Below are 23875 nucleotides of genomic sequence, written 5' to 3' on the forward strand. Positions count from 1 at the left end.
CATTGCGTGACAACGGCCGTCTCTGGTGCACCGTGCCGGACCAGCGGGGTTGAGGCGGTTTCCGCTTGAGCTTTGACAATAACGATATTCAGGACGAACACCCATGGGAATGAACTCTTCGGTCATGGCCACGACCGTAAGGATCAATGAGGGCAATCAGGCTGCCGCGTTGAAGAGCTTGCAGAGCGGGTGTATTTCGCACCCGGCGGTGTCGGGCTACATCGTGGATGCGCAGGAGTTCGGCCAGACCCCTTTCCTTGCCAGAGCGCTGGAGCTGCTGCACATGGAGTGCGAAATGGACGGGTGGGACGTTGTGCGCATCGGATTTGCGGGCGGCAAGAACGACATGTCTCACGATATCTGGCCCTTCCTCGAGAAGTTCGTGGAATCAGGCTCAGAGATTTCCACGCAATGGGAAACCGGTGAGGTGGAGATCGTGCGATGGGGCGGAGCCGGCGATGGCGAATATGGTGGAGACACGCCCAGCAACGTGAGCGAAGCGGCGGAGGGCTTCTTTGACGAAATGAGGCGGCGCAAGATCACCGATTCCGAACTCGATGCCATCGTCGATCTGGAGGGAGGCCTCGAATTTACCGACGAGAGCCGCAATACCCCTTTGCTGGCGGCATCTGAGAGCTACCGTTGGGCATTGCACCGCTATGCCGACGCAACGGCCGACGACGACGAGGATGCGGGCGCTGAAGCCGCAGAAGAGTGCGACATCCATGCGCACAACCTTGAAACCGTCTTGCGCCGCAATCCCGACCTGGCCGCTTGCGACAAGAATGGCTGCGACGCACTTGGGTTCGCCACCCAGTCCGGGAACGTTGAATTCGTCGACCAACTTTTGTCGCGCGGTGCCCGGGTCAACTCCGGAGCCTTCGAAGGAGCGGTGGAAAGCCTGTCCCTGGCGGTTTTCAAAAGAATCGCCGAGAACAATGCACCTTGGGCGGCTGGAGACTTGCTGGTCCGCGCTTGCGCCGCAGCGAGCTACGAGCCCGCCAAAATGGGCATGGTCCGCCATCTTGTAGAGGCCTTCGGCTGCGACGTGAACACCAGGGCGTCGGAGCCCATCTGGGTGATGGAGGGGCGCGTGGGCCGCGAGGGCACGCCCTTGATGGCCGCCGCGCTCACGGACGATATCGCTGTGGCGCGGTACCTGCTCCAAGCGGGCGCCTATGTACATGCCCTGGACAGCTATCACAACACGGCACTGCATTATTGCAGCGGGCAGACGTGGCTGGGGGGGAACGGAATGCAATGCTGGTTCGCCCGTGATGAAAACCCCCAGGTGATCGAGATATTGCGCCAGCATGGAGCAGATGCCCAGGCCAGGAATGCTGCGGGCCGGACCCCGGCCGATTTGGCTCTCAACTAGCGGGGCCGAGACGCACGGGGCGGCATGAATACCAAGTCGCCGGGCGCGCGCACAGGGGGCAACTCAGTGGTGCGTATCGTGCCGCGCAATGTGCAGCAGGTGGTTCACTTCGTCGCGGTGGTTGATGCAGTTGCGCTGGTGCCAGCGGCGGATGATCCACATGATGGCCGCCACCACGAGGCCGAAGGTGATGATCGCGCCAAACACCGACAGGCCCAGCTTGAGCGACAGGCTGTAGAACGCGCCCAGGCCCAGGATGCAGGCCTGCTCGTTGAAGTTCTGCACGGCGATCGAGCGGCCCGCGCCCATGAGGTTGTGGCCCCGGTGCTGCAGCAGCGCGTTCATGGGCACCACCAGGTAGCCGCCCAGGCCGCCCAGCAGGATGAGGAAAGGGATCGCGAGCCAGATGTTGCTGATGAACACCATCAGGATCAGCAGCAGCCCCATGGCGATGCCCAGCGGGATCACCCGGGTGGCCATGTCCAGGCGCATGCGCATCGAGGCCACCACCGCGCCCACGGCGGTGCCGATGGCCACCACCCCGGTGAGTGCCGAGGCCTGCGTGGTGTTGTAGCCCAGCGCCACGGCGGCCCAGGCCAGCACGATGAACTTGAGGTTGCCGCCCGCGCCCCAGAACAGGGTGGTGGTGGCCAGCGAGATCTGGCCGAGCTTGTCGCGCCACAGGCGGCCGTTGCAGGCCCAGAAGTCCGGCAGCAGGGCCAGCGCGTTGGAGAACACGCTGCGCGCGGGGTCGGCGCGCAGGGGGCGCATTTCCACGCCGGTGTGCGGGATGCGGGTGTTGAACCAGGCCGCCAGCGCATACACCGCGATCAGCGCGGCGATGGCGGACTCGGCGGGGGTGTCCACACCCGTGTCGATCATCGGCAGGTCGAAGCCCAGCAGCATGCCCGACAGGTGCTGCCCCACGAGCTGCCCGCCGAACAGCACGCCCAGGATGATGGACGCGATGGTGAGTCCCTCGATCCAGCCATTGGCCTTGACCAATTGCGAGGCGGGAAGGAGTTCCGTGAGGATGCCGTATTTGGCGGGCGAGTAGGCCGCGGCGCCCAGACCCACCACCGCATAGGCGATAAGCGGGTGCGAACCGAACAGCATCATCAGGCAGCCCACCACCTTGATGGCGTTGCTGACGAACATGACCTTGCCCTTGGGCAGGGCGTCGGCAAAGGCGCCGACGAAGGGCGCCAGCACCACATAGAACAGCGCGAACATGGGCACCAGGGCGGCGCGCTGCCACTCGGGAGCGCCTTCTGTGCGCAAAAGCTCCACGGCGGCCACGAAAAGTGCATTGTCGGCCAGCGAGCTGAAAAACTGCGCCGACATGATGGTGTAGAAACCGCGCTTCATCGAATGGCTGGTGGCTGCATCAGTTCGGCTGATGCCCTGTTAAATGTGGGGACCCTGGCAAGTGACGGACGGTTATATCACGCGGATAAACGGCCACGGTGCCAGAATCCTGCGCGTATTCCCCGGTAAATCCCTTGCCCCACCTGGTCCTTTCCATGCCCCGTCCCATCGCCGCCACCATCCACACCGCAGCCCTGCACCACAACCTGGAGCGTGTCCGACAGGCGGCGCCCGATGCCAAGGTCTGGGCCGTGGTCAAGGCCAATGCCTACGGGCACGGCATCGAACGCGCGTACGAAGGCCTGCGTGGCGCCGACGGCTTCGCGCTGCTGGACCTGGCCGAGGCCGAACGCGTGCGGCATCTGGGCTGGCGCGGGCCCATCCTGCTGCTCGAAGGCGTGTTCGAGCCGCGCGATCTGGAGCTGTGCTCGCGCCTGGGCCTGTGGCACGCAGTGCATTGCGACGAGCAGATCGACATGCTGGCCGCCCACAAGACGCAGGTGCCGCACCGCGTGTTCCTCAAGATGAACTCGGGCATGAACCGGCTGGGCTTCGCGCCGCAGCGCTTTCGCGCGGCCTGGGCGCGGCTCAACGCGCTGCCGCAGGTGGACGAGATCTCGTTCATGACCCACTTCAGCGATGCGGACGGCCCCCGGGGGGTGGCGCACCAGCTGGCCGTGTTCAACACCGCCGCCCAGGACCTGCCGGGCGAGCGCACGCTGAGCAACAGTGCCGCCACCCTGCGCCACGCGGCGGACGCGTGCGTGCGCGCCGACTGGGTGCGCGCCGGCATCGCGCTGTATGGCAGCGCGCCCGACTACCCCGAGCATGACGCCAGCCACTGGGGCATGCGCCCCACGATGACCCTCGCCACCCGCCTGATCGCCACGCAGCAGCTGCAGGCGGGCGACACCGTGGGCTATGGCTCGCGCTTCACGGCCGAGGGGCCGCTCTTGATCGGCGTGGCGGCCTGCGGCTATGCCGACGGCTACCCGCGCCACTGCGATACCGGCACCCCGGTGCTGGTCAACGGCGTGCGCACGCGGCTGGTGGGGCGGGTGAGCATGGACATGGTGACGGTGGACCTCACGCCGCTGCAGCAGGCGGGCGTGGCCGCGGGGTTCGGCTCCGAGGTCACGCTGTGGGGCCAGGCTGGCAACGGCACGGTGCTGTGCGTGGACGAGGTGGCCGCCGCCGCGGGCACCGTCAGCTGGGAGCTGCTGACGGCACTGGCCCAGCGCGTGCCCGTGTCGGTGGATGGCATCGGCTGATCCGAACCGTCGACAAGTTCACGCACGGCGGGGCGCGGGGCTGCACCGCCGGGCCAAAGTGGTGTGAAATGGCGCGGCGCTGGCACGCAACACCGCCGGCCGCCCCCCTCTTTCCACCGCAGGTGTTTCCTCCATGGCCACTTCCCGCAGCGACCGCCACAGCAACAGCAAGAAGAAAACCTCCACCTGGCGCTCCGTGCGCATGCCCCACCACGGCACGGTGGCACGCACCCTGCAGCAGCGCTACAGCCTGCGCTGGCATGGCCTGCTGATCGGCAGCTTCACGCTGCTGCTGATGTGGTGCACCTCCCACGTGCAGATGCTGGTGGGCGTGGAGTCGCTGGCGCTGCGGTATTTCGTCACCCTCTCGGTCGGCTACCTGGGGTACCTGCTGGTGCTGCGGGCCTGGGCGGCGCGGCTGGTGCGGCAGGACCGCGACACGGGTGGCGATGGCAGCGGCCTGGATGTGCCCGACGTGTCCTGGCCCGGCAACGGGCCGTCGGGCGGTGGCGGTGGCCAGGTACCGCTGCCGCGCACGGGCGGCGGTGATTTTGGCGGTGGCGGCGCGTCGGGCGATTTTGGTGGCGCATGGACGCAGGGCCTGTCCAGCGGGGGCTCCGGCAGCGATTCCAGTGCGCTGGGCGACCTGGCCAGTGGCGCCGCCGACGCCTTGGGCAGCGCCGACGAAGGCGCCGTGGTGGTCGTGCCCGTGGTGGCGATCTTCCTCATCGGCGCGGCGATCATTTTTGGCGCGGGCTCGCTGGCCATGCTGTTCTTTGGCTGGGATGTGCTGCTGACCGTGGCGGTGGAGATCGCCTTCTCGGTGGCCACTGCGCGGGCCGCCGTGGGCGTGGAGCGCGAGGGCTGGCTCACGGCCGCCGTGCGCCTGACCTGGAAGCCGCTGCTGGGAGCGCTGGTCTGCGCCGTGGTGCTGGGTGCCACCATCGACCATTTCCTGCCCGGCGTGCAGTCGTTGCCCCAGGCCGTGCGCGTGATCCAGGGACAGTGATGCAAAAGGCAGAATGCTACTAAATTAGTAGCTTGAAATATAGGAGTATCAAGCGGTAGGGGCCGGTTCTTTTCATGTCCTGGCGCCTCCCGGCCTGGGTCAGGCTGGCCCCGCGTTCCCTCTCCCGGCCTCAGCGGCGGCAGTCCCGGCCACCTTCGCAGCCGGTCTCGATGGCGTCCAGGTTGCTGCGCACCTGCGCCAGCAGGGCGAGCAGCTGGGCCTGCGTGGCGTCGTCGCACCCTTTGAGCAGGGACGCAGCCAGCCCCCGGCGGGCGTCGCGCAGCGCCTGGTGCAGGGCCGCACCCTGGGCGCTCAGGCGCAGGCAGCGGCTGCGTTTGTCCTCGGCATTCGGTGCGCTCTCCAGCCAGCCCTTGTCCTGCAGCATCCCCACCATGCGGGCCACCTGTGCCTTGTCGGCGCCGCTGTGGGCCACCAGTTCGCGCTGCGTGGTGCCGGGGTGGCGGCCCACGAACATCAGCGCCCGCACTTCGTTGTGCGTCAGGTCGGGGTGGATGGCGGCCATGGCGCGCACCATGTGGGCCCGGTAGACATGCAGCAGGTCGTGCATGGCTTCAAAGACATCGGCGGGCGCGTGGGTGGTCATGGGGGTTTGTGGTTGACAAAATCAACCAATGCGCAGATCATTGGTTGATTAAATCAACATTTTAAGTCATGAACGCACCCCTGCCTACCGCCACACCCCGCGCCGACGCTGCGCACCTTGCCATCGAACGCGTCCGCCACCCCTTGCAAGCCCGCCACCTCCAGGTGGTGCGGCGCACCGCCGTCAGCCCCGGTTTCGTGCGGCTCACCCTGGCCGGGCCCGAGCTGGCCGGGTTTGTGAGCGCGGGGTTTGACGACCACCTCAAGCTCATCCTGCCCCAGCCAGGCCAGGAGCGCCCGTCGCTGCCGTCGATGCAGGACGGCCGCCCCGTCTTCCCCGACCCACGCCCCGTGCTGCGCGACTACACCCCCGCGCGCCATGACGCCGCTGCGGGCGAGCTGGACATCGAGGTGGCCCTGCACGACGCAGGCCCCGCCACCGACTGGGCCGCGAGCGCCGCCGTGGGCCAGTGGGTGGGCATTGCCGGGCCGCGCGGCAGCATGGTGGTTCCGACCGGTTTTGACTGGCATTGGCTGCTGGGCGACGAAACCGCCTTGCCCGCCATCGCCCGCCGCCTGGCCGAGCTGCCCGCGCACACCCAGGCCACCGTGCGCATCCAGGTGAGCAATCCTGCCGACCAGCGGGTCCTGGCCAGCGCGGCGCGGCTCGATCTGCAATGGGTAGACGCGCTGCCTGCGGCGGTGGAAGATCTGGCGCTGCCCACCGGCGCGGGGTTTGTGTGGGCCGCCGGCGAACACGGCGACATGGCCGCCGTGCGCCGTGCCGTGCTGGCCAAGCCGGGCGTGGACGCCAGGCGCATGCGCATCTCCGCCTACTGGAAGCGCGGCGCTGCAGACCACCACGAAGACCTGGTCAGCGCAGCAGCGTAAGCGCCGCAGCCTGCTGCACCGCTTCGGTCATGCGGTGCAGCGCCTGCACGTTCAGGCGCCAGTACTGCCAGTACAACGGAACATCGACGGGCTTGCCCGGAATCAGCTCGACCAGCGTCCCGGCCTTCAGGTCGTGCTGCACCATCGGGTCCGGCGTCATGCCCCAACCCAGGCCAGCCCGGGAGGCCATGACAAACGCGTTCGCCTCGGGCAGCCAGTGCACGGGCGGCGTGAGTTTGCGGCGCGTGATGCGCCCCACGAAACGCGCCTGCAGCGCATCCTTGCGGTTGAACACCAGCATGGGCGCCTGTGCCAGGGTGGCGGCGTTCACCCCCTGGGCAAAGTGGCGCTGCAGGAAGGCGGGGCTGGCCAGCGCGCGGTACCGCAGCGTGCCCAGCGGCAGCACCTTGCAGCCCTGCACGGGTTGGGGGTCGGCCGTCACGGCGGCCATCACGCGGCCTTCGCGCAGCAGGTTGGCCGAATGGTCCTGGTCTTCGACATGGATGTCGAAGGTGACGGCCTGGCCCTCCGCGGCCTGCGCCATGGCATGGGGAAACCAGGTGGCCAGCGAGTCGGCATTGACGCCGATGGCCAGGCGCGTGGACGCGTGCTGCCCGCCGCCGAGCGTGGCCAGCGCGTCGGCCTCGCTCAGCGCCACTTCGCGGGCGTGCCGGTACAGGGCCTGACCGGCCTCGGTGGGCGCGCAGGGTGTGGCGCGGCGCACCAGCACCTGGCCCACGCGTTCCTCCAGCAGCTTGACGCGCTGCGACACCGCCGAGCGGGTGACATGCAGCACAGCGGCGGCGCGCTCGAAGCTGCCCTCGTCGATCACGGTGGCAAAGGCGTTGAGCTGGGCGGAGTCGAGGCGCATGGATGGTTAGCCATTCTGACGGATCGTTAAAAAGTATAGCTGGCGTGACCATGGCACGCGGCCCACAATCCGCGCCCATGAGCACCACTGCCTTTCTTCACGGATTCACGTCGACGGCCATCCTGATCATGGCCATCGGCGCGCAAAACGCCTTCGTGCTGCGCCAGGGCCTGCGGCGCGAGCATGTGCTGCCGGTGGTGCTGGTGTGCGCCCTGTCCGACGCGGCGCTGCTGCAGGCGGGGGTGTGGGGCATGGGCGGCGTGCTCCTGGCCCGGCCGGAGTGGGCGCAGTTCATGCGCTGGGCGGGGGCGATTTTTCTGGCCGCGTACGCGGTGCAGGCCGCCAGCCGGGCCTTCAAGCCGGCCCATCTGCTGGTGTCGGCCAACGGGCCGGGTGCGAGCCTGCGCGCCACGCTGCTCACCGTGGTGGCGCTGACCTGGCTGAACCCGCATGTGTACCTGGACACCGTGGTGCTGCTGGGCACCATGGCCAGCCCCTACCCGGTGTGGGGCCGCGCCACGTTTGCGGCCGGGGGCTCGCTGGCCAGCGCCCTGTGGTTCCTGAGCCTGGGCTTCGGTTCGCGCTGGCTGGCGCCCGTGTTCGCTTCGCCCGGGGCCTGGCGGGTGCTGGACGGGGTGACGGCGGCCACCATGATGGTTCTGGCGGTGGCGATGGGTCTAAGCTAAGAAAGATAAGTTCGTTGGGTAAAACGCGGGCTTGCTCCATAGTCGGTCTATTGACTGATCTGGAGTGTTTTCCCCATGCGTTTCAAGACCCTTTTGCTCGCGGCCGCCCTGGCCACCGCCCTGCCGATGGCGGCACAGGCCAAGACCTTCCGCTGGTCCCGGTCGGTGGACATTTCCACCTGGGACATCCACGCCCAGAACGTGGGCGTGAACAACACCATGCACGGCGCGGTGTACGACACGCTGGTCGAATACAACAGCAAGACCTTCAAGCCCGAGCCTTCGCTGGCCACCGAGTGGAAGCTCATCAAGCCCACCCAGTTGCGCCTGACCTTGCGCAAGGGCGTGAAGTTCAGCGACGGCAGCGAGTTCACGGCCGACGACGCCAAGTTCTCGCTGGAGCGCGCCAAGGCCAAGAGCTCCAACTTCGCGGTGTACACCCAGGGCATCGACCGCGTGGAAAAGGTCGATGCGTACACCATCGACATCCACTCCGACCTGCCCAACCCGGTGCTGGTGAACCAGCTCACCGAGCTGCGCATTCTGAGCAAGGCCTGGGCCGAAAAGAACAAGTCGGTCGAGCCCAAGGACATCAAGACCAAGGACGAGACGTACGCCCACCGCAATGCGCTGGGTACCGGCCCCTACCAGCTCAGGCAGTGGACGCCCGACCAGCGCGTGGTGCTGGAGCCCAACCCGCACTGGTGGGGCAAGGGCAAGTACCCCACCAACCTGACCGAGATCGTCTACACCCCCATCAAGGCCGACGCCACGCGCACGGCCGCGCTGCTGTCGGGCGAGATTGATTTCGTGATCGACCCCAGCCTGCAGGACCTGGCGCGCATCAAGCAGACGCCCACCCTGCAGGTGCTCGAAGGGCCGGAGTACCGCACCATCTTCCTGGGTCTGGACCAGTTCCGCGACGAGCTGCCCGGCTCGGACGTGAAGGGCAAGAACCCGCTCAAGGACCTGCGCGTGCGCAAGGCGCTGTACCAGGCGATCGACATCCAGTCCATCCAGCGCGTGGTGCTGCGCGGCCTGGCCCAGCCCACGGGCACGCTGATCGCCAACCAGGTCAATGGCTGGACCAGGAAGGCCGACGTGCGCTGGCCCTACGACCCCAAGGCCGCGCAGAAGCTGCTGGCCGACGCGGGCTACCCCAACGGCTTCGAGGTGGACTTTGCCTGCAGCGCGGGCCGCTACATCAACGACGAGCAGTTGTGCCAGGCCATCACGTCACATTGGGCCAAGGTGGGGGTGAAAGCCAAGCTGCGTTCGCTGCCGTTTGCCACGTATTTCCCGATGATCCAGCGCAACGAGGCCAGCATCTATCTGCTGGGCTGGGGCGTACCCACGTTCGACGCGTTCTACAGCCTGCAGTCGCTGGTGCGCTCGCCTGGCGCGGGCGGCGACGGCAACTTCAACCTGGGCCGCTTCTCCGACCCGCAGCTCGATGCCCTGGTGGAGCGCGTGAAGAAGGAGTCCGATGCCACCACGCGCAACGGCCTGATCGAGCAGGCGCTGATCAAGGAGCATGAGCTGGTGTCGCACATCCCGCTGTACAACCAGGTGATCCCGTGGGCGGCGACGAAGAAGGTGGACATCATCCACCGTGCCGACAACCGGATCGACTGGCGCTACCTCAAGGTGAATTGATCACCTGCGCCCGCAAAAAAAGCCCCGGTGCTGCCAGAGCCCGGGGCTTTTTTCCTGCCGCTACTCGCCGCGGGCTTCAGGCCAGGGCGCGCTGCACGGCGGGGCGTTGCAGCATGCGCTGGGTGTGGGCGTGCACCTTGGGAAAGAGCGCAATGTCCACGCCATCGCTGGCCAGCCAGCTGGCGATGGTGAAGAGATAACCATCGGCCACGGTGTACTGCGCGCCCATCACCCAGGGGCCGTGTTCCGCAGAGGGCAGGTAGTGGGTTTCAATCAGGTTGAAGCAGTCGGTCATGTTCTGCGGCACCTTGCGCTGCATGGCGGCAATCGCTTCGGGCTCGTCGGCCCAGCGGCTGGCGCGGGGGCGGTGCGCATGGGCGATGTGCACCGTGGACGCGAGGTAGCTGTGGAATTCCTGCAGACGCGCAAAGCCGTGGGCATCGGTGGGGGCCAGGCGCGCCTCGGGGAAACTCTGCGCCACATACGCCAGCAGGGCGGGTGTTTCGGTCAGGGTACCGTGTGGCGTGGCCAGCGCGGGCACGCGGCCCTTGGGGTTCACGGCAAGGTACTCGGGCGTGCGCTGCTGGCCCGCGGCGAAGTCCACGCGCACCAGTTGGTGCTGGGCGCCAGCCTCTTCCAAAGCGATGCGAACGGCCTGCGCGCAGGTGCCGGGGGTGTAGTAGAGCGTGAGAGTGGTCATGGTTGATGTGCTATAAAATAGATAGCTATTGGCGCTTGATAGGTAAGCGCTGACGGCCAATTTTCTTGAAATATTTCAGTACAGGCCTCGTGTGCGTGCCATCAGGCGGGTCAGGCCCAGCAGCGCATCGGTGTGGGGCGTGGGTGTGTGGGTGATCTGCCCCAGTTCACGCACCGCGCCCACCAGGGCGTCGATCTCCATGGGCTTGCCGGCCTCCACGTCCTGCAGCATCGAGGTCTTGAACGCGCCCAGCTTGCGCGTGACGGCGTGGCGGTCCTCGGGCTGCTGGTCGATGGGCAGGCCCAGTTTCTCGCCAATGGCCTTGGCCTCCAGCATCACGGCGCTGACAAAACCGCGCACCAGGTCGTCGTCCAGGATGCGGTCGGTGGTGGCGCCGGTCAGCGCGCTGATCGGGTTCATGGTGAGGTTGCCCCAGAGCTTGAACCAGATGTCCTTCTGGATGCAGCCGGTCACCTCCACATCGATGCCGCCGCGCTGCAGCGTGTCGGCCAGCGCCTGCAGCCGCTCGCTGCGGCGGCCGTCGGGCTCGCCCACGATGAGGCGGTTGCCAAAGTGCTGGCGCACAAAACCGGGCGATTCCAGCGAGCAGCTGGTGTGCACCACGCTGCCCACCACGCTGCGCGCCGGGATGGCTTTGGCAATCACGCCGCCTGCATCCACCGACTGCAGGGCATGGCCCTGCGCCGCGCCGCCAAAACCGTCGAGGAACCACCACGGCACGCCGTTCATGGCCGTGAGCACGGTGGTTTCGGGCCCGATCAGCGGGGCCATGGCGCGCGCCACCTCGGGCAGGCCCGGCGCCTTGACTGCGATCACCACCAGGTCCTGCACGCCCAGTGCCGCCGGGTCGTCGTGCGCGGTGACGGCCACCTGCGCCAGCGTGCCGTCGGCGCGCCGCATGCGCAGCCCCTCGGCCTGCAGGGCGCGCAGCGTGTCGCCGCGCGCCACCATGCTGACCGGGTGGCCCGCCTGCGCGAGGGCCACGCCCAGCCAGCCGCCGATGGCGCCCGCGCCGTAGATACATGCTTTCATGGTTGTAGAGCCTTTGTCTTCCAGGGTTGTTGTTTGTGGTGGTGAGGGATTCGGGGCGCGCGACTGCTGCGGGGCCTCAGTAGCCCGCCGGGCGCTGGGGGGTGCCCACGGCATCGGTGCGAAAGCGGGCCAGCAGATCCTGCGCGGCGCTGGCCAGCAGCATGGTGTCCACGCCCACGGCCACGAACAGGGCGCCCGCCGCCAGCCACTGGCGCGCCTGCGACTCGGTGGTGGCCAGAATGCCCGGCGCCTTGCCCGCGCGCAGGATGCGGGTGATGCCATCGTGGATGGCGGCCTGTACGTCAGGATGTCCCGGGTTGCCGGGGTGCCCCATGGAAGCCGACAGGTCGGCCGGGCCGATGAACACGCCGTCCACGCCGGGCGTGGCGGCGATCGCATCCAGGTTGGCCATGGCTTCCACCGTTTCGGCCTGCACCAGCAGGCACACCTGCTGGTTGGCCTCGTGCACATACCGGGGGTAGGCCTGCCAGCGCGACGAACGGGCCAGCGCGCTGCCCATGCCGCGCACACCCTCGGGCGCATAGCGCGTGGCGCGCACCAGCTGCCGTGCCTGCTCGGCGGTGTCCACCATGGGCACCAGCAGGGTTTGTACGCCGATGTCCAAGTACTGCTTGATGAGCGCGGTGTCGCCCACGGGAACCCGCGCAATGGGGTGGGGCGCCCGCGCGCCGGGGGCGAGGGCGCTGCTGGCGCTGGCGATGGCCTGCAGCTGGTGCAGGATGGAGCGCACGTCGTTGGGCGCATGTTCGCCATCGACCAGCAGCCAGTCGTAGCCAGTGCCGGCGATGATTTCCGCGCTGTAGGCGTCGGCCAGCGCAAGCCACAGGCCGATCTGCGACTGGCCCTGGGCCATGGCCTGTTTGAAGGGGTTGACGGGTGTCTGCAATGTGAGCTTCCTGCGGCGGGGTGCCAAGCCCTCCATCGTACGGGCTGTTGCCAGCACGTGGGGGCATGGCCGCTATAGTCGGCTGCCCCACCCCGGGGGCTTTCCCTCTACATCGCCATGGCCAAAGAAAAAACCACGTTCACCTGCACCGAATGCGGCGGCACCAGCCCGCGCTGGCTGGGCAAATGCCCGGCCTGCGGTGCCTGGAACACGCTGATCGAGCAGGTGGCGGACGCGGGGCCGGGCAAGAACCGCTACAGCGGGTCGCAGTTTGCAGGCCTGGCCCAGGCGCAGGCGGTGATGCCCTTGTCGGCCATCGAGGCCAGCGATGTGGAGCGCACACCGAGCGGCATCGACGAGCTGGACCGGGTGCTGGGCGGCGGCATTGTCGAAGGCGGCGTGGTGCTCATCGGCGGCGACCCGGGCATCGGCAAGTCCACCCTGCTGCTGCAGGCGCTCGATGCCCTGCAGCGCGTGGGCCTGCCCACCTTGTATGTGACGGGCGAGGAAAGCGGCGCCCAGGTGGCGCTGCGCTCGCGCCGCCTGGGGCTGGACCACAGCCAGGTGAACGTGCTGGCCGAGATCCAGCTCGAGAAGATTCTGGCGACCATCGAGTCCATGCAGCCCGCGGTGGCCGTGATCGATTCCATCCAGACGGTGTATTCCGACCAGCTCACGTCCGCGCCCGGCTCCGTGGCCCAGGTGCGCGAATGCGCGGCCCACCTCACGCGCTGTGCCAAGTCCACCGGCGTGGCCATCGTGCTGGTGGGGCATGTGACGAAGGAAGGCGCCCTGGCCGGGCCGCGCGTGCTGGAGCACATGGTGGACACGGTGCTGTACTTCGAGGGCGACACGCACAGCCAGTTTCGCCTGGTGCGCGCCATCAAGAACCGCTTTGGCGCGGTCAACGAGATCGGCGTGTTCGCCATGACGGAAAAAGGCCTCAAGGGCGTGAGCAACCCGAGCGCCATCTTTTTGAGCCAGCACAGCGAGCCCGTGCCGGGCAGCTGCGTGATGGTCACGCTCGAAGGCACGCGCCCGCTGCTGGTGGAGATTCAGGCGCTGGTGGACAGCGGTGGCCCCAGCCCCCGGCGCCTGTCCGTGGGCCTGGACAAGGACCGCCTGGCCATGCTGCTGGCCGTGCTGCACCGCCACGCGGGCGTGGCCTGCATGGACCAGGACGTGTTCGTGAACGCGGTGGGCGGCGTGCGCATCAGCGAGCCGGCGGCCGACCTGGCGGTGATGCTGGCCATCACCTCCAGCCTGCGCGGCAAGGCGCTGCCGCGCGGCTTCCTGGCCTTTGGCGAAGTGGGCCTGGCGGGCGAGGTGCGGCCCGCGCCGCGCGGCCAGGAGCGCCTCAAGGAGGCTGCCAAGCTGGGTTTCAGCGTGGCCGTGGTGCCCAAGGCCAACGCGCCCAAGAAGCCCATCGAGGGCCTGACCATCCACGCCGTGGAGCGCGTGGAGGAGGCGATGAACGTGGTGCGGGAGATGGGCTAGGAGGGCCTGCAGACGGCGGTGACGCGCTGGTACAGCACGTTGCCGCTGTACAGGCCCAGCACCTCCTCGCGCGTGCATTGCATGGTCAGCACATGCTGGCCCTGGGCGGAAATGGCCGCCGCCGATTCAGACCGCGCCGTGGCCTGGGTGCCATCGGCATTGACGCGGATGTCCAGCTTGCCCAGCCGGCTTGCGGAGCGCAGACCGCTGGCCTGCATGGCCTGCGCGGACTGCTGCTGCAGCGCACAGATCTCCGCGCGCCCGCCGGAGTACACGCTCGCGGGGCTGCTGCTGTGGTCTGTGAGCTTGAAACTCAGGTCGGGCGCGGCCAGCGCGCACTGGGCACGGTAGTCCGACCGGTCGCCGAGCTCCACGGCTCGCCGCAGCACACCCTCCACCACGGCCGGGGTCAGCTTGGTGATGTTCTCGGCCTTGGGGCTGCTGGCGGCGGGCGCGGCCGGTGGCGCGGAGGGCGCGCTGGCCTTGACCTTGGCCACGGGTGCCGTGGCGGGAGACGGCCGTGGGCTGGGCGGCGCGGCCGGGCGTGGCGCCTGGGCGCAGGCCCGGTCGGAGAAGGTGGTGTGCCCCTTGTCGTCCGTGCACTTGAACAGGTTCTGGCCGCTGGCCGTGGAGGCGGCCAGCATGGCGGCGAGGGCCGCCAGCAAAAGGGGAGGGTTGCGCATGGAAAGCGGTGGGGGGCTGGATGCAGAAGTGCGCAATTAGAGCAGCCGATGGTGGCGGCCCGTGCCGCACCAGCACGTCAGAAAGACTCCCAGTCGTCATCCGACGCCTTCTGGCCCGCCGGGGCCGCGGGTGCGGGAGGCGGTGCTGGGCGCGCCGCGGGGGCCTGCAGCGGCCTGGCAAGGGGCGGGGCGGCCTTGGCGGGGGCGGCTTTGAGCGCGCTGCCCGCCGCCCGAGGCCTGGGCGCCGGGGCCGGCGCGCGGGCAGGGCTGGGCGTGGTGCTGGCGGGCTGGTGGCCCACGTTGAAGACGGACACGACCTCGGCCAGGCGCTGCGCCTGGTCGCGCAGCGAGGCCGCGGCGGCCGCCGATTCCTCCACCAGGGCGGCGTTCTGCTGCGTCATCTGGTCCAGGTTGCTCACGGCCTGGTTGACCTGGCCGATGCCGTCGCGCTGTTCGCTGGAGGATGCGGTGATCTCGCCGATGAGGTCGGACACCCGGCGCACGCTGGCCACGATCTCGTCCATCGACTGGCCCGCCTGCGCGACCTGGCCCGAGCCGGTCTCCACGGTGTCGACCGAGGCGCTGATCAGCTCCTTGATCTCCTTGGCCGCGGAGGCGGAGCGCTGGGCCAGGCCCCGCACCTCGCTGGCCACCACGGCGAAGCCCCGGCCCTGTTCGCCCGCGCGGGCGGCTTCCACGGCGGCGTTGAGGGCGAGGATGTTGGTCTGGAAGGCGATGCCGTCGATCACGCCGATGATGTCGGCGATCTTGCGCGAGCTGCTGGTGATGTGCTGCATGCTCTCGACCACCTGCGCCACGACCTCGCCGCCCCGCGTGGCCGCCTGCGCGGCCGTGGTGGCCAGCTGGTTGGCCTGGCGCGCGGTGTCCGCCGACTGGGTGACGGTGGCGGTCAGCTCTTCCATGCTGGCGGCGGTCTCTTCCAGGTTGGCGGCCGTCTGCTCGGTGCGCGACGACAGGTCCTGGTTGCCCGTGGCGATCTCCACCGAGGCATTGGACATGGAGTCCACGCCGCTGCGCACCTCGGAAACCAGGCCGCGCAGGCGGGCCGCCATCTGCGATACCGAGCGCAGCAGGTGGCCGAACTCATCCTGGCGATCATCCTGCGCGGACACGGTGAGGTTGCCGCTGGCGATGGCATCGGACAGATCCACCGCCCGGTTCAGCGGGCGCGTGATGGAGCGCACCAGCAGGAACGACAGCACCAGGCCCAGCGCGAACACGGCCCCCTGGGTGATCCAGGCCAGCAGGTTGGCGCGGCTGCGGGCGGCCTGGGCCTCCTGCCGGGCCGCGTCGCGCTGGCTCTGCTGCAGCTGCACGAAGGTCTCGAGGCTGTCCACATAGCGGCCGATGGACGGCAGGTACTTGGATTCGATGAACGACTTGAAGGCGGCCCCGTCGCCACCCTGCTTGATTTCGCGCGCCTGCTTGTTGAGGGCCAGCACATGGGTGCGCTCGGCGGCCACGCGCTCGAGGGCGGCCTTGTCCGCCGGGCTGGTCGCCAGTTCCACCACCTTGGCCTGGATGGCCGAGATGCCGGCCACGCCGGCCTTCACGCGGCCGTCGAACAGGGCCGTCAGGTCCGCATCGGGCGTGGAATTGCTGGCCAGCACCCGCTCGCCGGTGGTTTCGGTGGCGCCCTTCCATTGCGCGGCGAGCGTGATGCGGTTCTCGAACGATGCCATCGACTCCATGGACCGGTCCATCACCTGGGCCACCTGGTGCTGCGCCCATACCGACACCAGCAGCATGGCACCCAGCAGCCCCACGATAGAACCCCACAGCTTGGGCGACAGGCGCACGTTATCCAATTTCATTGACCATCTCCAGAAAGGACGAGTCCGCATTTTTCGTGCTTCCGCCACGGCCGTAAACACTTGCGGGGGCCCGGCCCGCCTTCGCGTGCGATGTTCTTTCATTAATGTAGTGCTTACACAACGAAACAATTTCTCGGCCAGCGTCTGGAGGTGCCTTGCCGGCCGGTTGGCGCCCCGGCCTCGGGATCTTTGCCGGCGGCCCGGGCGCTCATATGACAATACCGCCCATGAATTTGCGCAAAATCCTGGTGCCCCTGGGCGTGGTGGGGCTGGTTGTTTTTGGTTTCATGGCCTACGGATGGCCCGGTGTGGCCGCCGTCATGGGCGGGCTGGTCATGTGGGCGCTGCTGCATTTCACGCGGCTCATGAATGTGATGAAGAAGGCCGCCAACCGCCCCATCGGGTATGTGGGCAGCGCGGTCATGCTCAACGCCCGCCTCGGCGAGGGGGTCAACCTGATGCATGTGGTGGCCATGACGCAGTCCCTGGGCGAGCAGCTGTCGCCGGCACAGGCCGAGCCGGAGGTGTACCGCTGGACGGATGGCACCCAGTCGCACGTGACGTGCGAGTTCCGCCACGGCAAATTGGCGAAGTGGACGCTGTGGCGGCCCGAAGGCGACGGTTCCGCCGCCCCGGCGGGCCAGCCCCCGGCCGCCCCGTAAAATCCCCGGTTTGCGACCCACAGCAACAAAAGGACACCCATGAGCCCCGTAGTTCCCTCGATGGCCGACCGTGACGGCAAGATCTGGATGGACGGCCAGATGGTCGATTGGCGCGACGCCAAGATCCATGTGCTGACCCACACCCTGCACTACGGCTGCGGCGCCTTTGAAGGCGTGCGCGCCTACAACACCGCCAACGGCACGGCCATCTTCCGCCTGGAAGAGCACACCGACCGCCTGTTCAACAGCGCCAAGATCCTGCGCATGAAGATTCCCTTCAGCAAGGAAGAAGTGAACGAGGCCCAGAAGGCCGTGGTGCGCGAGAACAAGCTTGAATCCTGCTACCTGCGCCCGCTGACCTGGATCGGCTCGCAGAAGCTGGGCGTCTCCCCCAAGGGCAACCAGATCCACCTGATGGTGGCCGCCTGGGCCTGGGGCGCCTACCTGGGCGAAGAGGGCATGAAGCGCGGCATTCGCGTGAAGACCAGCAGCTACACGCGCCACCACGTCAACATCACCATGACGCAGGCCAAGGCGGTGAGCAACTACACCAACTCCATCCTGGCCAACATGGAAGCGCTGGACGATGGCTACGACGAGGCGCTGCTGCTCGACAGCTCCGGCTTCGTGTCCGAGGGCGCGGGTGAGAACATCTTCGTGATCAAGAACGGCGTGATCTACACGCCCGACCTGTCGGCCGGCGCCCTGAACGGCATCACCCGCAACACCGTGTTCCACATCGCCAAGGACCTGGGCCTGGAGATCGTGCAAAAACGCATCACGCGCGACGAGGTCTACATCGCCGACGAAGCCTTCTTCACCGGTACGGCCGCCGAGGTGACGCCCATCCGCGAACTCGACCGCATCGAGATCGGCGCGGGGTCGCGGGGCCCGATCACCGAAAAAATCCAGAGTGCCTTCTTCGACATCGTCAACGGCCGCAATTCCAACTACGCCCACTGGCTCACCAAGGTCTGATGAACATGTCGCAAGCAACCGTTGAACTCCTGGCCAAGGACCTGAACGCACAGGGCGGGGTTTTCTGCCCCAGCCCCAAGGCCGACATGAAAATCTGGAACAGCCACCCCAAGGTGTACCTGGACGTGGCCCGCACGGGCGAGGCCAAGTGCCCCTACTGCGGAACGGTGTACCGCCTCAGGGCGGGCGAGCGCGTGCACGCCGGTCATTGATTGATGCCAGTTGCAGCCGGCGGCGCATCGCCGCCGCCCACGTTGACCGTGGCGGTGCTGACCCACAACGAGGCGCACCGCATTGAAGCCTGCCTGAAGAGCGCCGCCTTTGCAGACCAGCTGCTGGTGGTGGACAGTGGAAGCACGGACGACACCGTGGCCATCGCGCGGGGCCTGGGCGCCGAAGTCCATGTCCACCCGGACTGGCAGGGCTTTGCCGTGCAGCGCAACCGCCTGCTCGCCCATGCGCGCGGCGACTACATCTTCTTCCTCGACGCTGACGAAGTGATGACACCGGCCTTCGCGCGGGAGCTGCAGGCCATCGTGCGCTCGGGCGAGCAGGCCGTGTGGAAGATCCGCTGGCGCATGGTGGCGTTCGGGCAGGAGCTCACGCACTTTCGCTCGCAGTCCCAGATCGAGCGGCTGTTCGTGCGCGGCATGGTCCGGGAGTACACGGGCGTGGTGCACGAGCAGGCGCAGCTGCATGCGCTGCCCGGTGGCGGCGAGGTGCCGCGCCGCCTGATCAAGGCGCGCCTGCTGCACTACTCGCGCACCACGGTGCGCGGCAGCCTGGAGAAGCTCACGCAGTACGTGATGCTCGGCGCCGCGAAGCGCGCCGAGAACGGGCAGCGGGGGGGGGTGCTGCGGGGGCTGGCCTCGGGCACTTCCATGTTCGTGCGCCTGTACGTGTTCCGCCTGGGCTTCCTGTGCGGGGGCGCGGGCTTCCTGTACTGCTTCTTCGTGGCGCTGGAGGGGTTCTTCCGCTATGCGGCGCTGCGGTACGACCGTGACCGCCTCACGGGCCGGGTGATCCGCGGATGAAGGCCTACCGCTGGTTCGGGCGCTGCGCCAGCCTCGGCGCGTTCATGGTTCCGGGCCTGGCCCTGTGGCTGCCCTCGGGCTATTCCTATGGGGCGGTCGTGCTGCTGCTGGCCGCGCTCGCCAGCGCGCCGGTGTGGTGGAACCGGCCCGCGCCGCGCGCGGCCTGGTGGCTGACGGCGGCGTTTTCCTGCATGGCGGCGCTGTGGCTGCTGGACGTGGGGGCCACCTGGGGCTGGGGCAGCATGGACCGCCCCGTCAAGTACCTGCTGGCGCTGCCCTGCATCTTCTACCTGATGACCTTCGAGCCGCGCGCATCGTGGCTGTGGATGGGGGTGGCGGTGGGCGCGGTGGGCAGCGGCCTGGTGGCCATCTACCAGATCTGCGTGCAGGCGCTGCCCCGCGCCAATGGCTTCACCAACGCCATCCAGTACGGCAACCTGAGCATGCTGCTGGCCGTGATGAGCGGCCTGTTGCTGGTGGTGCAGTGGAAGCGCTGGGTGCTGTGGCAGCGGGTGCTGCTGGCGGCGGCCATCGTGCTGGGCGCGGCGGGGTCGGTGCTGTCGCAGTCGCGGGGCGGATGGCTGGCGCTGGTGCTGCTGCTGCCGGTCAGTGCGTGGCTGCTGGTGCGCACCACGGGGCAGCGCCGGATGTACTGGGGCCTGTGCGCGCTGGCGCTGGCGGCGGCCGCGTTGTCGCAGGTGCCCGCGGTGGAGCAGCGGGTGGACGAGGCGCGCCAGGAAGTGCAGACCTACAAGGACCACGGCGATGGCCGCAGCTCGGTCGGGCAGCGGCTGGCGCACTGGGGCCTGGCGTGGGAGATGGGCTGGGACCGGCCTTTGACCGGCTGGGGCCGCGCGGGCTATGCCGAGGAGAAGGCGCGGCGCGTGGCGGCCGGGCTGGCACACCCGGTGGTGCTCGAATTCGGCCACGCGCACAACGAAATCCTGGATCTTTTCGCCAAGCGGGGGCTGCCCGGCGTGCTGCTGTTGCTGGCGTTCTATGGCATTCCGCTGGCGATGTTCTGGCCCACGGCCCGGCGCATCCGCGATGGGGCGGGAAAGATGGACAAGGAATCGCTTTCCCTGTGCTTGGTGGGAGTGATGGTGCCCCTGTCGTACATCGGCTTCGGCCTCACCCAGGTCTTCCTGGCCCACAACAGCGGCAACATGTTCTATCTTTTCATGTGCCCGCTGCTGCTGGCCGCCCTGCACGAGCGGCGTGCCCGCATCGGCTGCGGCCGGCCGTTCTAGATGCGACACCCCCCTGAGCGGCTTCGCCGCATCCCCCCGCTCTCGCATTGCTGTGCAATGCGGGCAGGGGGACGCAGCCCTCGCTGCGGGGCGGCCCTTGCTCGGCTGCCCGGGACTGGGCCGTGCCGGTTTCAACCGTTGCGGGCCTCGCACAGAGCCATAGACAACTGAGACAGAGGCATTCTTCATGCACATCCTGCTGGTCAACAACTCCCCCATCCCCGTCTACGGCTACGGGGGAACCGAGCGCGTGATCTGGGACCTGGGCAAGACACTCGTCCAGCAGGGCCACCGCGTGAGCTACCTGGTGCCCGAGGGTTCGACCTGCGACTTCGGCGACGTGCTGCCCATCCGCCCGGACGAGCCGTGGGAGGGGCAGATCCCGAAGGGCGTGGACATCACGCACTTCCAGTTCAACCCCCGTACCGAGCTGGCCAAGCCGTACCTGGTGACCGAGCACGGCAACGCGCGCAAGCCCAAGCCGCTGCCACTCAACACGGTGTTCCTGTCGCGCGACCACGCCGCGCGGTATGGCTCCACCGAGTTCGTCTACAACGGCCTGGACTGGAGCGGCTACGGCCCGGTGGACTTCCAATCGCCGCGCCCGCGCTACCACTTCCTGGGCAAGGCGGCGTGGGGCGTGAAGAACGTGCGCGGCGCCATCAAGGTGGCACTGCGCGCGGGTGTGGAGCTGGATGTGCTGGGCGGCACGCGCATCAATTTCAAGCGCGGCTTTCGCTGGACACTGTCGCGCAAGATCCATTTCCACGGCATGGTGGGCGGCACGCAGAAGACGGGCTTGCTCAACGCATCGCGCGGGCTGATCTTTCCGGTGCGCTGGCACGAACCCTTCGGGCTGGCGGTGATCGAGAGCCTGTACTTCGGCTGCCCGGTGTTTTCCACGCCCTATGGCGCGCTGCCCGAGCTGGTGCCGCTGCACTGCGGCGTGCTGTCGGCCGAGGCGAACGTGCTGGCCGAGGCGGTGCGTGGCAACCGTTTCGATGCGCGCGCCTGCCACCAGCACGTGGTCGACCATTTCAGCGCCGAGCGCATGGCGCGCAATTACCTGCGGATGTACGAACGTGTGCTCGCAGGCGAGAAGATCAATGCCCAGCCGCCGGTGATCCAGGGGCCTGCGCGCGAACTGCCCTGGAGGCAGTGAAGCCCCCCTGAGGCGCTGCGCGCCATCCCCCGAGGGGGACGCACCCGGTGGCTCGGCAAAGCCGGTTCCACGGGTGCACTGGCGGGGCCGCGCGCTTTGCAGAGACCGGGATTGGCCGTCCGCACTGCCTCCATCACTCCCACCCGTTCGGGCTGAGCCTGTCGAAGCCAGGGCGTACACGGTGTTGCAAAGCCCGATCACTCTCCAGAGAATCCTGGTTGAATTGCCGCTAGCGCTTGTCCAGTAAGCGCTAGCAGCTATCGAATGGATAGCGTCACTGCGCTTGCAGCAACGCTGCCTGCGCGGCCAGCGCCGTCCGCCATTCCGCTTCCAGCGCGGCCACCAGCGCGGCGGCGGGCATGGGGCGCACCGCGGCGACGCCCTGGCCGGCCCACAGGGACAGGTAGTCTGCGCGGCCGGCTTCGGCGCTGGCCCGGCGCAGGGCGCCGGTGAGGGCGTTCTGCACCGGGTAGGCCGGCACCTCCGTCTCGTGCGCATGCAGGCGCTGCAGCATGGGGTTGACGATGCCGCGCGCGGGGCGGCCCGAGAACACGCGGGTGGTGCGCGTGTCGGTGGCGATGGCCTGGGCCATGGCGTCGCGGTAGGCGCGGCCGATGCCCGATTCGTCGCAGGCGAGGAAGGCCGTGCCCATCTGTACCGCCTCGGCCCCCAGCGCCTGCGCGGCGGCGATGCCGCGCCCATCCATGATGCCGCCCGCCGCGATCACGGCCACGCCGCGTGGGCGCAGCGCATCCACGCACTGTGGCACCAGCGCGAGCGCGCCCACCATCGCGGCGGCAAAGTCGGCCTGCGATGGCACGCCCGCGCGCACGGTGGCGTCCGCGGGGGCAAGCCCTTCGGCCTGCGGCCGGCCCGTGGGCAAAAAGGTGCCGCGGTGGCCCCCGGCCTCCATCCCCGACGCGCAGACCGCATCGGTCCCCACGTCGGCCCAGGCCAGGGCCTCGGCCACCGTGGTGGCGGTGCCGATCACGTAGCAGCCCGCGTGGTGCAGGCGCTCGACCTGCGCGGCAGTGAGGATGCCGAAGGTGAAGCTCGCCACGGCGGGCCGGGCCTCGACCAGGGCCTCGAATTGCGCAGGGAAGTCCTCGCACCAGCGCGCGGGCACGGCGGCCTGCAGGCCGAACTCGGCGTACAGCGGGGCCACGCGGGCCAGCGCCTGCTCGACGGTGGCGGCATCGGGCGCGGGTGTGTCTTGCACGAACAGGTTGAGCCCGAAGGGCCGGTCGGTGCGGCGGCGCACCTCGGCGGCGGCCTCGGCCATGGCCGCCGGCGAGCGCATGCCGCAGCCCAGCGTGCCCAGCCCGCCCGCGGCGGACACTGCGGCCGCCAGGGCCGGCGTGTCGGCACCGGTCATGGGCCCCTGCACGATGGGCAGGCGAAGGGAGAGGGCGGTGCGCAGGCTGCGGTCGGGCATGGTGACGTTCCGTGAAAGAAAGAAGGAAATGAAGTGGGAAACAAAGGGGGAAACGAGCTGAAGGCGGTCACTCGACCAGCACCTGCTGCAGCGCATCGAGCGCGGCCGAGCGGTAGCCCTGGCGCCAGGCCAGCAAGGTGGTGATGGTGGTGATCGGCTGCTGGCTCAGCAGGGCCGCGTTCGGCGAGATGCTGAGCACCGAGCGCGGCACGATGCCCGCGCAGCCGCCGCCCGCCACACTGGCCAGGATGGCGTGGTACGAGCCCAGTTCCAGCAGCTGCATGGGCTCGCGCCGTGGCGCGAACCAGTCCTGCGCGATGCGGCGGTAGGTGCAGCCGGGCTCGAACACCGCCAGCGTACCGGGCTGCACCTGGTCGGGCCCGGCGGCATGCGGGTGGCCGGCGGGCAGGACCAGCAGCAGCTCTTCGGTGAACACCGGCCGGGTTTCCAGGGCCGGGTCGGCGGGCTGGCCCGGCGGCCAGGCCACCAGCACCGCATCGAGCGCATGCGCGCGCAGGCGTTCCACGAGCACGCGGGTCGCGGCGGTCGTGAGCTCCAGCGCCACGCCGGGCCACTGGCGGTGCAGGCGCGCGAGCGGCGCGGGCAGGCGGCTCGCCGCGGTGCTTTCCATCGACCCCAGGCGCAGGCGGCCGGCGGGCGGCCCCGGGTGCAGCGCCTGGCGGGCTTCCTCGGCCAGCGCGAGCAGCCGGTCGGCATAGCCCAGCAGTACCTCGCCCTCGGGCGTGAGCGCCATGCGCTTGCCCTCGCGCAGGAACAGCGGGGTGCCCAGGTCGGACTCCAGCTGGCGCACCCGCGTGGTCACGTTGGACTGCACGCGCTGCAAACGCTCGGCCGCGCGCGTGACGCTGCCCTCCGCCGCCACGGTGCGGAAGATGTCGAGAGCGGCGAGGTCGAGCGGGGGTGGCCCTTTGTCCATCATGAAAAA

23 protein-coding genes are annotated in these 23875 nt (G+C 68.7%); 13 read left to right on the forward strand and 10 right to left on the reverse strand.

From position 1 onward, the window contains the following. The first annotated feature begins 103 nt into the window (after positions 1-103). The gene (locus AC3RCE_RS01595) at positions 104-1378 is read left to right on the forward strand and encodes an ankyrin repeat domain-containing protein (protein WP_492254375.1); all 1275 of its coding nucleotides are present in this window, start codon (positions 104-106) and stop codon (positions 1376-1378) included. A gap of 63 nt (positions 1379-1441) precedes the next feature. Here the strand turns inward: AC3RCE_RS01595 and lplT are convergent, their stop codons facing one another. Beyond that, on the reverse strand, positions 1442-2746 hold the full coding sequence (gene lplT / locus AC3RCE_RS01600; RefSeq protein WP_218296625.1) for a lysophospholipid transporter LplT: 1305 nt from the start codon (positions 2744-2746) through the stop codon (positions 1442-1444). 155 nt (positions 2747-2901) lie between these two features. Here lplT and alr point away from each other — a divergent pair, with 155 nt between their 5' ends. Next, complete coding sequence (gene alr / locus AC3RCE_RS01605; protein ID WP_492254376.1) at positions 2902-4017, forward strand: alanine racemase; 1116 nt, start codon at positions 2902-2904, stop codon at positions 4015-4017. A 133-nt stretch (positions 4018-4150) separates the two neighbouring features. Continuing rightward, positions 4151-5026 (forward strand): hypothetical protein, encoded by an 876-nt coding sequence (locus AC3RCE_RS01610; protein WP_492244742.1) that lies wholly within the window; start codon positions 4151-4153, stop codon positions 5024-5026. Between the two features lie 130 nt (positions 5027-5156). Here AC3RCE_RS01610 and AC3RCE_RS01615 read toward each other — a convergent pair whose 3' ends face one another. Beyond that, complete coding sequence (locus AC3RCE_RS01615) at positions 5157-5630, reverse strand: MarR family winged helix-turn-helix transcriptional regulator (RefSeq protein WP_369641113.1); 474 nt, start codon at positions 5628-5630, stop codon at positions 5157-5159. 68 nt (positions 5631-5698) lie between these two features. Here AC3RCE_RS01615 and AC3RCE_RS01620 point away from each other — a divergent pair, with 68 nt between their 5' ends. After that, positions 5699-6520 carry a siderophore-interacting protein gene (locus AC3RCE_RS01620; RefSeq protein WP_218296629.1) on the forward strand — a complete coding sequence of 274 codons (822 nt, stop codon included), beginning with the start codon at positions 5699-5701 and terminating at the stop codon, positions 6518-6520. Here AC3RCE_RS01620 and AC3RCE_RS01625 read toward each other — a convergent pair. After that, entirely contained in the window at positions 6504-7391 is an 888-nt protein-coding gene (locus AC3RCE_RS01625; protein WP_492254377.1) for a LysR family transcriptional regulator ArgP, read from the reverse strand. The genes AC3RCE_RS01620 and AC3RCE_RS01625 overlap by 17 nt on opposite strands. A gap of 77 nt (positions 7392-7468) precedes the next feature. Here AC3RCE_RS01625 and AC3RCE_RS01630 point away from each other — a divergent pair, with 77 nt between their 5' ends. Together AC3RCE_RS01630 and AC3RCE_RS01635 are read left to right on the forward strand one after the other, a co-directional pair. Next, a complete protein-coding gene (locus tag AC3RCE_RS01630) occupies positions 7469-8077 on the forward strand; it encodes a LysE/ArgO family amino acid transporter (protein WP_218296631.1) in 609 nt (202 codons plus the stop codon). 75 nt (positions 8078-8152) lie between these two features. Continuing rightward, complete coding sequence (locus tag AC3RCE_RS01635) at positions 8153-9733, forward strand: ABC transporter substrate-binding protein (protein ID WP_492254378.1); 1581 nt, start codon at positions 8153-8155, stop codon at positions 9731-9733. Between the two features lie 76 nt (positions 9734-9809). Here the strand turns inward: AC3RCE_RS01635 and AC3RCE_RS01640 are convergent, their stop codons facing one another. The 3 genes from AC3RCE_RS01640 to hpaI form a co-directional block, all read right to left on the reverse strand. After that, complete coding sequence (locus tag AC3RCE_RS01640) at positions 9810-10433, reverse strand: glutathione S-transferase family protein (protein ID WP_218296633.1); 624 nt, start codon at positions 10431-10433, stop codon at positions 9810-9812. Between the two features lie 75 nt (positions 10434-10508). Next, positions 10509-11486, reverse strand: a complete 978-nt coding sequence (locus AC3RCE_RS01645; RefSeq protein ID WP_492254379.1) for a 2-dehydropantoate 2-reductase — start codon at positions 11484-11486, stop codon at positions 10509-10511. A 76-nt stretch (positions 11487-11562) separates the two neighbouring features. Beyond that, entirely contained in the window at positions 11563-12393 is an 831-nt protein-coding gene (gene hpaI / locus AC3RCE_RS01650; protein WP_492254380.1) for a 4-hydroxy-2-oxoheptanedioate aldolase, read from the reverse strand. A gap of 117 nt (positions 12394-12510) precedes the next feature. Between hpaI and radA the strand changes: the two genes are divergently transcribed. After that, positions 12511-13890: a DNA repair protein RadA gene (gene radA, locus AC3RCE_RS01655; protein ID WP_218339140.1), complete on the forward strand. Its 1380-nt coding sequence runs from the start codon at positions 12511-12513 to the stop codon at positions 13888-13890. Here the strand turns inward: radA and AC3RCE_RS01660 are convergent. Both AC3RCE_RS01660 and AC3RCE_RS01665 read right to left on the reverse strand, forming a co-directional pair. Beyond that, a complete protein-coding gene (locus AC3RCE_RS01660) occupies positions 13887-14573 on the reverse strand; it encodes a hypothetical protein (RefSeq protein WP_492254381.1) in 687 nt (228 codons plus the stop codon). The genes radA and AC3RCE_RS01660 overlap by 4 nt on opposite strands. A gap of 77 nt (positions 14574-14650) precedes the next feature. Next, the gene (locus AC3RCE_RS01665) at positions 14651-16408 is read right to left on the reverse strand and encodes a methyl-accepting chemotaxis protein (protein WP_218296638.1); all 1758 of its coding nucleotides are present in this window, start codon (positions 16406-16408) and stop codon (positions 14651-14653) included. 227 nt (positions 16409-16635) lie between these two features. On the opposite strand from AC3RCE_RS01665, the gene AC3RCE_RS01670 reads away from it, so the two are divergent. The 6 genes from AC3RCE_RS01670 (at position 16636) to AC3RCE_RS01695 (ending at position 21494) form a co-directional block, all read left to right on the forward strand. Continuing rightward, positions 16636-17070, forward strand: a complete 435-nt coding sequence (locus tag AC3RCE_RS01670) for a glycerate kinase (RefSeq protein ID WP_218296639.1) — start codon at positions 16636-16638, stop codon at positions 17068-17070. Between the two features lie 39 nt (positions 17071-17109). Then, entirely contained in the window at positions 17110-18048 is a 939-nt protein-coding gene (locus AC3RCE_RS01675) for a branched-chain amino acid transaminase (protein ID WP_218296640.1), read from the forward strand. 5 nt (positions 18049-18053) lie between these two features. Then, positions 18054-18260 (forward strand): zinc-finger domain-containing protein, encoded by a 207-nt coding sequence (locus tag AC3RCE_RS01680; protein ID WP_218339138.1) that lies wholly within the window; start codon positions 18054-18056, stop codon positions 18258-18260. A 3-nt stretch (positions 18261-18263) separates the two neighbouring features. Continuing rightward, entirely contained in the window at positions 18264-19082 is an 819-nt protein-coding gene (locus tag AC3RCE_RS01685; protein ID WP_218296642.1) for a glycosyltransferase family 2 protein, read from the forward strand. Further along, a complete protein-coding gene (locus AC3RCE_RS01690; protein WP_218296643.1) occupies positions 19079-20332 on the forward strand; it encodes an O-antigen ligase family protein in 1254 nt (417 codons plus the stop codon). Before AC3RCE_RS01685 ends, AC3RCE_RS01690 begins: the two co-directional genes overlap by 4 nt. Positions 20333-20519: 187 nt before the next feature. Beyond that, positions 20520-21494 (forward strand): glycosyltransferase, encoded by a 975-nt coding sequence (locus AC3RCE_RS01695; protein WP_218296644.1) that lies wholly within the window; start codon positions 20520-20522, stop codon positions 21492-21494. 274 nt (positions 21495-21768) lie between these two features. Here AC3RCE_RS01695 and AC3RCE_RS01700 read toward each other — a convergent pair whose 3' ends face one another. Together AC3RCE_RS01700 and AC3RCE_RS01705 are read right to left on the reverse strand one after the other, a co-directional pair. Then, complete coding sequence (locus AC3RCE_RS01700) at positions 21769-22929, reverse strand: NAD(P)H-dependent flavin oxidoreductase (RefSeq protein WP_492244737.1); 1161 nt, start codon at positions 22927-22929, stop codon at positions 21769-21771. Between the two features lie 67 nt (positions 22930-22996). Further along, a complete protein-coding gene (locus AC3RCE_RS01705) occupies positions 22997-23866 on the reverse strand; it encodes a LysR substrate-binding domain-containing protein (protein ID WP_492254382.1) in 870 nt (289 codons plus the stop codon). Between the last annotated feature and the right edge of the window lie 9 nt (positions 23867-23875).

It is taken from the genome of Acidovorax sp. GW823-FHT05D11 (assembly GCF_058795695.1).